This window comes from Companilactobacillus sp. HBUAS56275, assembly GCF_036913655.1.
Taxonomy (GTDB): Bacteria; Bacillota; Bacilli; order Lactobacillales; family Lactobacillaceae; genus Companilactobacillus; species Companilactobacillus pullicola.
In genome coordinates, this window is sequence record NZ_JAYKKK010000003.1 from 156,333 (window position 1) to 168,701 (window position 12,369).

At 36.4% G+C, this 12,369-nt stretch carries 8 protein-coding genes; 3 read left to right on the forward strand and 5 right to left on the reverse strand.

Annotated elements, in window-relative coordinates; genetic code table 11:
* Positions 1 to 198 precede the first annotated feature (198 nt).
* Complete coding sequence (locus U8526_RS07270) at positions 199 to 2,397, forward strand: ATP-dependent Clp protease ATP-binding subunit (protein WP_334341292.1); 2,199 nt, start codon at positions 199 to 201, stop codon at positions 2,395 to 2,397.
* 334 nt (positions 2,398 to 2,731) lie between these two features.
* Here the strand turns inward: U8526_RS07270 and U8526_RS07275 are convergent, their stop codons facing one another.
* Together U8526_RS07275 and U8526_RS07280 are read right to left on the reverse strand one after the other, a co-directional pair.
* Positions 2,732 to 3,295: a PepSY domain-containing protein gene (locus U8526_RS07275; protein ID WP_334341293.1), complete on the reverse strand. Its 564-nt coding sequence runs from the start codon at positions 3,293 to 3,295 to the stop codon at positions 2,732 to 2,734.
* Positions 3,296 to 3,406: 111 nt separating this feature from the next.
* Positions 3,407 to 5,380: a hypothetical protein gene (locus U8526_RS07280; protein ID WP_334341294.1), complete on the reverse strand. Its 1,974-nt coding sequence runs from the start codon at positions 5,378 to 5,380 to the stop codon at positions 3,407 to 3,409.
* A 272-nt stretch (positions 5,381 to 5,652) separates the two neighbouring features.
* Here U8526_RS07280 and U8526_RS07285 point away from each other — a divergent pair, with 272 nt between their 5' ends.
* Positions 5,653 to 6,627, forward strand: coding sequence for a MucBP domain-containing protein (locus tag U8526_RS07285; RefSeq protein WP_334341295.1), 975 nt, complete (start codon positions 5,653 to 5,655; stop codon positions 6,625 to 6,627).
* A gap of 166 nt (positions 6,628 to 6,793) precedes the next feature.
* Here the strand turns inward: U8526_RS07285 and U8526_RS07290 are convergent, their stop codons facing one another.
* The 3 genes from U8526_RS07290 to U8526_RS07300 are packed head-to-tail and all read right to left on the reverse strand — an operon-like array spanning position 6,794 to position 11,103.
* Positions 6,794 to 8,029: an L-lactate MFS transporter gene (locus tag U8526_RS07290; RefSeq protein ID WP_334341296.1), complete on the reverse strand. Its 1,236-nt coding sequence runs from the start codon at positions 8,027 to 8,029 to the stop codon at positions 6,794 to 6,796.
* Positions 8,030 to 8,056: 27 nt separating this feature from the next.
* Positions 8,057 to 10,483, reverse strand: coding sequence for a flavocytochrome c (locus U8526_RS07295; RefSeq protein WP_334341297.1), 2,427 nt, complete (start codon positions 10,481 to 10,483; stop codon positions 8,057 to 8,059).
* Positions 10,483 to 11,103, reverse strand: a complete 621-nt coding sequence (locus U8526_RS07300; protein WP_334341298.1) for an NADPH-dependent FMN reductase — start codon at positions 11,101 to 11,103, stop codon at positions 10,483 to 10,485. The genes U8526_RS07295 and U8526_RS07300 overlap by 1 nt, the downstream gene beginning before the upstream one ends.
* A 226-nt stretch (positions 11,104 to 11,329) precedes the next feature.
* On the opposite strand from U8526_RS07300, the gene U8526_RS07305 reads away from it, so the two are divergent.
* Positions 11,330 to 12,277, forward strand: a complete 948-nt coding sequence (locus U8526_RS07305) for a LysR family transcriptional regulator (RefSeq protein WP_334341299.1) — start codon at positions 11,330 to 11,332, stop codon at positions 12,275 to 12,277.
* Positions 12,278 to 12,369 lie beyond the last annotated feature (92 nt).

A 12,369-nucleotide genomic window follows, 5' to 3' on the forward strand; every position in this document is an offset into this window, starting at 1 on the left:
ATAAGCTGTTTAACGCTTACAACCCCCGTCACTGAAAGCGTTTATATTATTAATCTTTTTCAAACAAATTTGAAAAAAATATTTTTTTCTTCCATAGAAGAAGTTATTTTCTAAAATTTAGGACTTAGCACTTGCATTAGTCGAGTGCTAATTATATACTACCGTTGTATCCTGTGCAAAAGGAAAGGTGGGGTGCGTATGCTTTGTCAGAATTGTCATAAAAATGAAGCGACAATTCATTTGTACACGAGTGTTAATGGTCAACGAACAGAAATCAATCTCTGTCAGGACTGTTATCAGAAATTAAGAAATCAAGCTAACGAAGGTATGAATAATATGGCACAAAATCCATCTGGTGGATTTTCTAGTTTCGAAGACTTGTTTAACGCCCTAAATGGTGCTCAACAACCTAATGCTTTCGAGCAACAAGGTCCTCAAACTCAAACTGGTGGCGGCAATGGTAATGGCCGTAGACCTAGAGGTAATGGAGTCTTAGATCAATATGGTGTCGATTTAACCGATCTTGCTAAAAAAGGTCAAATTGATCCTGTTATCGGTCGTGACAAGGAAATAAACCGTGTAATTGAAATTTTAAATAGAAGAACTAAAAATAATCCTGTTTTAATTGGTGAAGCAGGTGTAGGTAAAACAGCTGTTGTCGAAGGTCTTGCACAAAAGATCGTCGACGGTGACGTACCTGAAAAGTTGCAAAATAAACACGTTGTACGTTTGGATGTAGTTTCATTAGTTCAAGGTACTGGTGTACGTGGTCAATTTGAGCAAAGAATGCAACAACTAATCAATGAATTACAAAAGAATAAGGAAATTATCCTATTCATTGATGAAATTCATGAGATTGTTGGTGCAGGTAATGCTGAAGGCGGCATGGATGCAGGTAACGTTTTGAAACCTGCCCTAGCCCGTGGTGATCTGCAATTAGTCGGTGCTACTACTTTAAATGAGTATCGTACAATTGAAAAAGATTCCGCTCTTGAACGTCGTCTCCAACCTGTTCAAGTAAATGAACCAAGTGTTGATGAAACCATTCAAATTTTGAAGGGTATCCAACCTAAATATGAAGATTATCATCATGTAAAATTCTCAAGTAAAGCTATTCAATCAGCTGCTGAATTATCAGCCCGTTACATTCAAGATCGTTTCTTGCCTGATAAGGCTATCGATTTAATTGATGAAGCCGGTTCTAAGAAGAATCTACAAATCAATCATGTCGATATGGCTGACTTAGATAACAAGATCTCCGATGCTGAAGTTCAAAAGCAAGCCGCTCTTCGTAATGAAGATTATGAAAAAGCCGCTTACTATCGTGATCAAGTTACAAAGTTCCAAGAAATGAAAGATGGCGCTAAGAACGAACCAGCTGACAATAACACTGTTACTGAAAAAGATATTCAAAAAGTTGTTGAAGAAAAAACTAATATTCCTGTTGGTGAACTTCAATCCAATGAACAAGCTCAATTGAAGAATTTGGAACCCGATTTGAAATCACATATTATTGGCCAAGATAAGGCTGTTGGTGATGTAGCCAGAGCTATTCGTCGTAATAGAGTTGGTTTTAACAAATCAGGTCGTCCAATTGGTTCCTTCCTATTCGTTGGTCCTACCGGTGTTGGTAAGACTGAACTTGCTAAGCAATTAGCACGTGAACTATTCGGTTCTGAGGATTCAATGATCAGATTCGATATGTCTGAATACATGGAGAAACATTCAATTTCTAAGTTGATCGGTTCGCCTCCAGGGTATGTTGGTTACGAAGAAGCCGGTCAATTGACTGAAAAAGTTCGTCGTAATCCATATAGCTTAGTCCTACTTGACGAAATTGAAAAAGCTCATCCCGATGTAATGCATATGTTCTTGCAGATCCTCGATGATGGACGTTTAACAGACTCACAAGGTAGAACAGTTAGTTTCAAGGATACTATTATCATCATGACTTCTAACGCCGGACAAGGGCTCCAAGAAGCAAATGTTGGTTTTGGTGCTGAAGCTAGTGGTACAACAAACTCAGTTATGAACAGACTATCAGAATTCTTCAAACCAGAATTTCTAAATAGATTTGATGGTATCGTAGAATTCAACTCTCTAACAAAGGACAATCTACTTAATATTGTTGACTTAATGCTCGACGATACTAACAAGATGATTGCCGACCAAGGTCTAAGTATCCATGTAACTAAGGATGCCAAAGATAAATTAGTTGATTTAGGTTACAACCCTAAGATGGGTGCTCGTCCACTCCGTCGTGTCATTGAAGAACAAATTGAAGACAAAGTTGCTGACTACTTCCTTGATCATCCAAAGGATAAGGATCTACAAGCAAGCATTGTCAAAGGTGAAATTAAAATTTCTAAGTATAGTGCACCTGATACCGAAGAATAATAGTGGTGCTTTCTAATACAGATCCCAACGGGGTCTGTATTTTTTTAGACACTCTTTGTGGCTACGCCACTTAGAGTGTCTTATGCATGTGACCACGGGTCACATACGTTCCTTTTTTTCTTTGTGGCTATGCCACTTAAAGCATCTTATGCATGTGACCACGGGTCACATACGTTCCTTTTTTTCTTTGTGGCTATGCCACTTAAAGCATCTTACGCATGTGACCATAGGTCACATACGTTCCTTTCCTTTCTTTTTTACATTCACATATATAAACTACGTAAAAATGGCCATCAATTCTTTATCTTTCGAGAATTGATAGCCATTTTTCTATCTAATCACTTTCAACTTTCAAAACCTTACCACTTTGAGCATCGATCTTAACTTCTTTTTCTTGGGAACCATTCTTAACCTTAACTTCCCAATAAGTAGTTCCTAAATCCTTTTCCAAATTAAACTCGATACTGTCCCCCTTTGCAGCATTCTCAGCTATTGATGCAGCTTTCTTAACACTAATTAACTTATCCAGATCAAGACTCTCGTTCTTACGAGTGGTTTCATTTTGATCTTCTTCATCCAATTCCTCTTCAGAGTTTTGAATTATATTTTTATTTTTAGCATTTATCGTAACTTGATATTCTCTTAATTCGTCAATCCCTTCTACTTTATAGACAGGACCTCTAAATGATTTTTCTAACTCTAACGAAGTAATATCCGTCTTAGGGTATTTCTTTTGATAGACCTTAATAGCATCATCAGCGCTAACCTTTATTGTATTCTTCAAAACTTTTGAAGAGCTAACTTTATCTGATGCATTCTTAGTATTATTCGTGGAACAACCTACAAGTAAAACAAACATGAATATGGCGACAGTAATTTGCAAAAAACGTTTCCTCATTATCGTATCCTCACTTTTTTGATTACTTTGTACCATAAGTATACTGAATTCATTTCCATTGAAACAACAAAAAAGAGCAAAATCATTTCTAAATTTTGCTCTTTTAATCATTTATACACTATCTTTTATTTCCCAATTGAGAGTCGTCGAATACGTTCCAACAGTATTCACTTTAGAATCCATATATAATAAGATTCCTTCATCACGACCCCACCCTTGAGAATTCAAAGGTTCATCATTTTCAGTCTGATAGACTGATACCGGATTATTTAACAAGTCATAGTAAGTCTTACCGTTATAAAACCTCAGATGACCTGACAAAACTTCGGAACTATTCTGATTCTTAAATTCACCTACTTGTTCAACATTTAAAACCACTGACTTTTTATTTCTTCTTGTATCTTCAATATCAACAAGATTATTAGGTAAATTTAGCTCGTCTGGACGGTTCAAAGTGCCTTCGGACATGACGGAATTCAACGTTCCATAATCAATGTCATTGGCATTCTTAATTGCCACGGTATCCAAAGTATAATTGATTATATTTTGGTTCCCTATTTTTTGATAGGCAATTCCATCATCATCCTTACCAGTGATATACGGAATCGAATCGGAACTATCTTTTTTATCTATTCCCGCTACTTCGGTTTCAACGTCAACAGTATGACTTTCATTGATATTGAAAGCCAATCCTGAAATAACTAAATCCGTTGCATTCGTTGTTGAATTACTCGATAGCTTATAGTTATCAGTTTCAGCATCGTCAATTTTAACTGATTTAACAGTTGTTCCATTTTTCAAAGGTAATGTATAAGTAGCATCATTCAAACGTCCACCTGTTGTATTATTTTTCAAAGTATCGTGGTAAACTACTTGATCACCATTGTTTACACCAAATAACATATTGTCAGTATTCGTGCCATCATTAAATGTACTATTTTCCATAGTATTAGTGATAGATATATTTGGTCCACCTTCCGGTTTCACATGTAAGAAAGCATCGTTTGTCGTATATGAATAGGTCTTACCAGCATATTTGATTTGAATAATGGCTAAAAACAAAGTTCCGTCATCATCCAGTGTTGTCTTAGGCGTTGTGTAAGATAATGCTTGAGGATCATCTTTTTGAATTTGTTCACGAGTATGGGTGATAGGATCCTCTTTATACCACTTGACCGTATAGTTATTATTATTTTCTCCATCATCGTCATTATCGTCTAAATCACCGATATTCCCACGCAAATCAAATGTAGCCGTCTTACCGGCATTCACGGTCTGATCTTCCAATCCACCACCAATTGTGATGTCCTTAAAATTAGAAATAGTACTACCATTTGGATTATGTAAAGTGGCTGTCACTCTAACTACACCAGATAAACGGGAAGTATTAGCTTCGATTTCCCCAGTTTCTTTATCAATAGTGGCTAAATTTTCATTATCAACACTCCAACTAACTGTACCTGTAAAGTTAGCGGGATCAGGATGTGCATGGGCCGTCGTTTCAGTGTTGACAAGATCATTTGATGAATTGTACAAATAATCATCATCAGCTGTAACTTCAACCCCTGTTGCATTTACCGGTTCAGGAACTGCATTAACAGTCGCCACATTGGAATATAAATAACTGGCCTTTGTATTAATTATTGGCATTTGCCAATAAACTTCTAATTGATAATATGTTTTGCCTACTTCACTTGGAGTTATGCTTAAAGTTTTTTTCTTGGCTGAACTAGATGTATCTTTACTCCAGGTCTTTCCATCAGTAGATTTATACCACTGATATTTCTTACTTGTATACCCAATAGTAAGAGCATACATTACCATCGAACGTCCAGCGTTACCAGAAATAGTTTTAGTTTGTCCAACTTCGAGATAAGTCTCTGATGCCGGCTGAAGGTTAAATCCACTTGTTAACCAAATACCCAAGAATTTAGTAGCATCACCACTAGGCTTTTTATAAGGCACTACCTCAGTTGTGTCTTCTTCCTGCGCTCCGACCTCTTTATAGTGTCTATTAAATGATGAGGCTGACAATATGGAAATAAACACTAGTATTAGTAACCAACGTTTCTTAAATTTCCGCATTATGAAACCCCTTTCTGTAATTAGCAATATAATATTATCATATGAGCGTTATATATAATTTCATTTTAGGAAACTTTATTTTTAAGAATATGGTTCACTATGATTTCTCTAAGAAAGTTTAAAAATTCCTTTAAATATCTTTAAGATACCTATATAAAGGGAATTTACTCATTTTTTTAATGTTAGAATTACACTAATCTAATGTTAGAAGGGAATTTATTATGGGAAAAAAGTATGATAATCATCACTTTTCCCATAACGGGGAAAGATCTATGGAAAATGACGTACTCTCACCTAAAGTAAAAAAAATAGCTCGCGATGATGTTGAGATCAAGGTTCACTATGTTGATTCTTTAGGCAAAGACATCTCTAAGCCAGTTACCATAAAGGGACATTATCTAGATAAGTTAGATATTCCTTGGCAAGAAATACCTGGGTATGTTTTGTCATCCGTTACTAACTTCCAACAGACATTTATTCCTAATTCTGATGGGATCTACTTAGTTTATGCCAGTCAACTGTCAGCTCCAGTTATTGTCTATCACCGTAACATCTACGGTAACCTCATCGCTGATCCACAATATCTTGTAGGTGACTTGAATCGTCAATTCGACTCACATCCATTACAAGAGGCTAATCACTTTTTAGTACATTCACCTAAGAATCCACATGGTCAATTTACTGATAAAGTCCAAGAAAAAGAATACGTTTATAATGTTTTACCTGTTAGGGAATTCAAAGTTAAAAAGAATTTGTATATCAGAACTAAAGACAACGTCAACGTCTACAACGAGCCAACTAGTAAGACTCCATTAGATAAGAACTTGCCTTACGGTACTGACTGGAAAGTTTATCGAGCCGTTCAAGAGACATATAATAGTACAATCTGGTACAACCTAGGTGGAAGCACTTGGATTCCAAGTACCGAACACATAATGACTAGGATTCTTCAACAACCTACTTCTCAACAAGAAATGTTGAAAAGTCCTTTAACTGAAACGGCTAGCAATATCAGCTACACTTATTCAGTTATCGACAGCATGAATATCAATCGTTCGGTCAAGATTCTTTATTACTCTGATCAATTCGTCACTGCCTGGAAGACGCCTTATGGAGATATGGACAATCAACATTTCCGTGGCGGTCAATCCGTTTTTGTTAAGACTTTGGTTCAATTGGACAATTACAGTGTTTGGGCCCAATTAGACGACGGTTATTACATTGAAAGCAAATATTTAAATCTTTAAGATTTAGTAAGTGAAAAATGTTTTTAACTAGAGATCCAAATAAAAACAGCTTCTATTATGAGATTCAAGCACATACATGTCTTGGATACTTAATAGAAGCTGTTATTTTTTATTTAAGAATTACGATCTCTTCCAGTTATAACTAGACTCGATAAAAATTACTTAATTAAGCCATCTTTCCAACCTCGTGTTGATTAGTGGCTCTTTTTTTCATTTGAATATAAACAAAGTTTGTTACTAAACCAACTAAGGCCACCACAATTGCTACATAAAAAGCTTTGGTGAAATCTCCACCATTACTTGCGGCCATGTTAACAGCTACTTTAGGAGCGAAGAATGCGGCTGCAGAATAGCCCACAAAGACGATCCCGTAGTTAGTTCCTTGGTTAGCAGGACCATAATTTTCCATAACCAATGGTGGGAAGACGCCCATGACGCCTCCAAAACATAGTCCTAAAACTATTATTCCTAATGCAAAACCAACTTGAGAGTGAATTGTTACCAATGCGATAAAGGCTAGAATTATTACACTCAAAATAATATTCAATGTTGAATTACGTCCTAGTTTATCTGAAACTGTTCCCCAGATAACTCGGCCGGCACAATTACTCAATGAATATAGACTTACATAAAATGCGGCAGTAGCGGCAGATAATTTAAACATTTGTTGCCCAATAACTGATGCATTAGAAGCTATCATCAAACCTGAGAAAGCTCCGGTACAAAGCATCATGAAGATTAAATAAAAGTAAGGTGAACGAAGCATCATTAGCCAATTCTTGTTAACAGCTTTTCCACCAGATTGGGCTGTTGGTGTCCAACCGGCTGGTTTAAAGTTAATAGGTGCTTCTTTAATGAAGAAACTAGCAATTAAAACAATTACTAAATAAATAATTCCTAACATTCTAAAAGCGTACAGTACATCATTATTTTCAATAAAGTAATTACCAATTGGAGCAGCAATAATAGCAGCACCACCCATTCCGGCTGTGATAATACCCGAAGCTAAGCCCTTTTTATCGGGGAATAACTTGATCGTATTGCTCAAACAACCTGAATAAGCTAAACCTTGCCCTAAACCACCGACTAGTCCGTATGATAAATACAACATTGCAGGACTAGTAACTAAACCAGTTAGAAAGAATCCTAATCCAAAGAGAATTCCGCCAATTGTAATGGACCATTTAGATAAACCTTTGTCCGTCAAAAATCCTCCCAAAATCATAGGAATCGGACTGATAGCTGAATTAATGGTAAAAGCTAACATTATTTGATCCATACTCCAGCCTTTAGTAGCACTCAATGGACCAGCGAAAACACTAAAAGCATAAACGGCTCCGGTACATAACAGAATTGCAGTTGAAGCGATTAAAACTTGCCAACGATTTATTTCCTTACTCATGATGCTTACCTACCTTTTACAGTATTTTTAAGATTCCATATCTTTCAAAGCATTATTTGCAGCAATACGTCCAAATGTAAAAATATCACTCAATGAGTTTCCGCCAAGACGGTTACCAGCATGAATTCCACCAGCAACTTCTCCAGCAGCATATAAACCAGGAATAACTTTTTCATCTTCATTGATAACATGTGCATCAGTATCAATCTTCAAACCGCCCATCGTATGGTGAACAGCTGGTTTTCTAGGTGTAGCGTAGAATGGTGCTTTTTCAACTTTTAGATCAAAAGCACTCTTATGAAATTCTGGATCTTCTCCGTTATCAACGTAAGAATTGTAATCATTAATAGTCTTAACAAAAGTAGCAGGCTCCATCCCAACTTGTTCGGCTAAACCTTCCAAAGTATCGTCACGATACAAAGTACCTTGTTCCACTTGTTTGTCGATTTGAGCTTGACTAGTGTTATAAGCTGTTTCCTTAATTGCATCATCAGCTATCAAGTAGAATAAACTTCCATTATCAATGGCGGCTTTTGTTAATTCGTCACGACTACCGTATTCATTAACAAAACGTTTTCCCTTTTGATTAACCATAACAAAATTCTGTGGTGGAACTTGTAGACCACTGAAGAGTTCACCAGTTTCGGGATCAGATACCGGCATCATTTGTGAGAAGCCCATACCGACTAATTCAGCACCAGCACTTTGGCCTAAGCGAATACCATCCCCCGTAATTGCAGGAGAATTAGTTGTCTTAATATTGTCATCAATATTTGACCAATAAGTGTTATACTTTTTCAACATCTTCGTATTGGCACCGAAACCACCTGAAGCTAGAACTACTGCTTTAGCGTGAACAATAATCTTTTTGCCATCAGAACTACGTGCGATAACGCCCTTAACTTGACCATCTTCAATGATTAACTGTTTGGCAGCTGTATCAGTAATAATTTGTCCATCATGATCTTCCAAATATTTCTTCAAAGCTTCAATAAAGGCAAATCCTTGACTGCCAAGTGGTTTATGACCACGTCTCCAAAGGGCACCAACTGGCATTGTTACTTGAGTTTTGTCAAATTTAACTCCAATATCTTCTAGCCATTTAACAGATTCTAGAGCATGATCAGTTAACTCTTTAACTAAATCGTATTGACCATAAATCTTGTTACCATTCAGATCTGTTCTCTTTCCACCAAGATAAGTTTGAATTCGGTGCAAAAGTTTAGAATCGAAGAGATAAGCTTTCTTATCTTCATTTTCTTTCAAATACTCAGCAATTTGTTTCTTAAGTGCTTTAAAATCAGCTAAGTATTCAGGATCAATCGTCTTTTCATCGATTTCCATAATTTCTTTGAGTGTATGACGTTCACCCGTAATTTCATCAAACTTATTTTGCCATTCTGGATCAGCCGCATTCATTGGACCACCGGCGCGAACGGTATTTCCACCAATAGCTGGGAATTTTTCAAGTACAATGGCTTTTTTACCTTGTTGAATCGTTCTAGCGGCAGCAGTTAAACCAGCACCACCAGCTCCAACGACAACAACATCGGTGTCATATTCGACAACGTTTTGTTTATTAGGACCACTAGACTTCTTACGTTTCTTCAAGATATCAGGATTTGCACCGGCCATTTTAACCGCCTTAGCTACCCCATCAACCACACCTTTACTTGTGATCGAAGCTCCAGAAACAACATCGACATTTAACGTTTGCCCATCGATAATTTGTTGCGGAATACGTTTGAAAGCAACATCAGCGATACCTTGAGTTTCACTGGATGTATCAATATCAATTTTTTCAATACGGTCATCAGATAGAGTAACTTCCATAGGTAGATCACCGTTATGACCAACAGCTGTAACCTTAAATGTTCCGGGTTCATAAGTGATGTCTTCTGGTATATTCATTTGTGCAATAATATCGGAGAACTTCATAAACTTAGCAAAACAGCTGTCTAAAAAGTCGATTGTGCGTTGAGCTTTCAGATCACCGTTGTCATCGAAGGCTTCTTGAACTTTACCCAACAAAAATTCTGAACCTGGCATTACGCTAGCATTAACACCTGGTGCATCCAAAATTTGACGCAAATGTAATTGTGCTCTGGATGAACCTTGAATGTTATAAGAAGCACCGACAATCATTACAGCCTTGCCATCTAATGGATGTAGGTTAAATGATAGCCATTCAATGATGCTCTTCAAAGCGGCTGGTATTGAGTGATTATGTTCCGGAGTGGCGATAATGACCCCATCACTGGCTTCAATTTTTTGATTGAATTCTTGAATAATAGGACTGTCAGATTGATCCTTTGATTCGTTGAACATTGGAACATCTTTTAATTCGAGAATTTCAATTTCTGCCTTATCAGCAAAATGCTTTTGCATAAATTCTAAAAGCATACGATTATATGACTTTTTGGCATTAGTACCAACAATTCCGATAAATTTCATTAGATATCCTCCCCATTTGCGACTTGGTCCCAAGAGAATTGCTTGTTGATTTCAAAGAATTTACTGTTAGATGTTAATTTTTCCGTTAATTTAACGAATGAAAGAAATTCCGAAAAATCATTATCCAATTCTTTAGCTTTGTCCTCATAAATCAATTGACCATCGTCATCAAAAGCTTCCAAAGCTCTTCCTAATAAGTACTCAACGTTAGGCATGATCAAAGCCTTTAGTTCTGGTGCTTCAAGGATCTGACGTAAATGTGCTTGAGCTCGTGATGTACCAAGAGCTCCTAGTGAAGCACCGATAATCATAACTGGTTTATTGATCAATGGACGTGTCGTGTAAGATAACCACTCGATAGCATTTTTTAAAACGGCTGGAATAGAATGATCATACTCAGGCGTAGCAAAAATCACTCCATCACTAGCTTCGATTTTATCTGATAACGTTTGAACGGCTTTGGGTGCTGTCTTATCCTCTGGTTCATCAAAAACCGGAATCTCATCAATTTCACAGATTTCAATTTCAGCTTGTTTGCTGTAATGTTGTTGCATATATTGTAATAAACGACGATTGGTGGACTCTGAAGAATTAGTTCCCACGATTCCAACTAATTTCATAGCAAATCTCCTCACAATTGTGTAAGCCTACACAATTAATTTTTTTAAATAAAACAATTTAATAAGTAGTCAAAATGTTACTATTTAATAGTAAAAGCTACCCACTAACTTCAGGGTAAATATCTTTTTCCTATGAGATTAGTCTATGGTAGGTTCATGAATTTGTGAAATATTTATTTAATTATTAAGCTATAAGTATTTAGCTATAAGTTAGGAATGACAGTCGATGCCGAAAACTGATTCTCTAAATATGCTTCGTTTTTTAGATACTTTGTTAAAACATGGTAATTATACGAAGGCCGCAAAGGACCTCTACATCTCACAACCTTATTTGACACAGACCATTCAAAGTGCCGAAAAAGAATTGGGAATTGAAATCATTAATCGTAAATCTTCTCCATTACAATTAACTGATGCTGGACGGATTTACTATCAGTATTTGAACTCTTTGGAAACAGAAAAAAGCAATTTTCAAAAACAAATTCTCAAGTACTCTTCTCCCAATAAAACGGTTATTCACTTGGGTGTACTGTCGAGTTTGGGTACTTACTTGTTGCCAATTTTCATGGAAAAATATCTGTCGACCCATCCTGAAGTTAAAATTGAATTACATGAAGATATACCGGAGGCCAATGAGAAAAAACTCTTGAACGGTGAAATTGATTTTCTCCTAGGGCAAAATCCAGAAACTATTTCACCACGTCTCAACGTTTACAATCGGGGAACTCATGGCTACTTTGCTATTATTCCTAAGACTTCTCGTTTCTTTCAAAAGGGCAAAAAATCATTGGAATCAAATTCGATTTCCATCAAAAATCTTTTAAAAGAAAAATTAGTTCTGACTACACATGGCTCTGCAATCAGGCGCCAAGTCGACTATTTACTTCAAAAATATAAAGTGACGGCAAACATTGTGTTAGAGAGTAACAACGTTTTTACCACTGCTAATCTCGCTACTAGTGGTTTGGGAATAACGCTTTTACCTGAGAGTGTCTATATCGCTCCCAATAGCTCTGAATACAATATTTATCCTTTGCCACAGAGCATCATTTCACTCGATTATTTCATTGCTTATCAAGCGGATAGAACACTGAATCAGGCTGAACAAGATTTGGTTGATTCTTTCTTAACTAATTTGCAAGAAAATATCGATCAAGATCCTATTTTGCTGTAAAAAGATAGAGGAAATTTCTTTTAGAGATACGCTTAAACTTCCCGTCTTCCTCAAATCAAAAAAGTTCATATCGACCAATAAGGTTAATATGA

Bases quoted from the DNA above. Each gene is read 5' to 3' on its own strand.
- U8526_RS07270 (WP_334341292.1), top strand. From the start codon at position 199: ATGCTTTGTCAGAATTGTCATAAAAATGAAGCGACAATTCATTTGTAC.
- U8526_RS07275 (WP_334341293.1), bottom strand. From the start codon at position 3,295: ATGAGGAAACGTTTTTTGCAAATTACTGTCGCCATATTCATGTTTGTT.
- U8526_RS07280 (WP_334341294.1), bottom strand. From the start codon at position 5,380: ATGCGGAAATTTAAGAAACGTTGGTTACTAATACTAGTGTTTATTTCC.
- U8526_RS07285 (WP_334341295.1), top strand. From the start codon at position 5,653: ATGGAAAATGACGTACTCTCACCTAAAGTAAAAAAAATAGCTCGCGAT.
- U8526_RS07290 (WP_334341296.1), bottom strand. From the start codon at position 8,029: ATGAGTAAGGAAATAAATCGTTGGCAAGTTTTAATCGCTTCAACTGCA.
- U8526_RS07295 (WP_334341297.1), bottom strand. From the start codon at position 10,483: ATGAAATTTATCGGAATTGTTGGTACTAATGCCAAAAAGTCATATAAT.
- U8526_RS07300 (WP_334341298.1), bottom strand. From the start codon at position 11,103: ATGAAATTAGTTGGAATCGTGGGAACTAATTCTTCAGAGTCCACCAAT.
- U8526_RS07305 (WP_334341299.1), top strand. From the start codon at position 11,330: ATGCCGAAAACTGATTCTCTAAATATGCTTCGTTTTTTAGATACTTTG.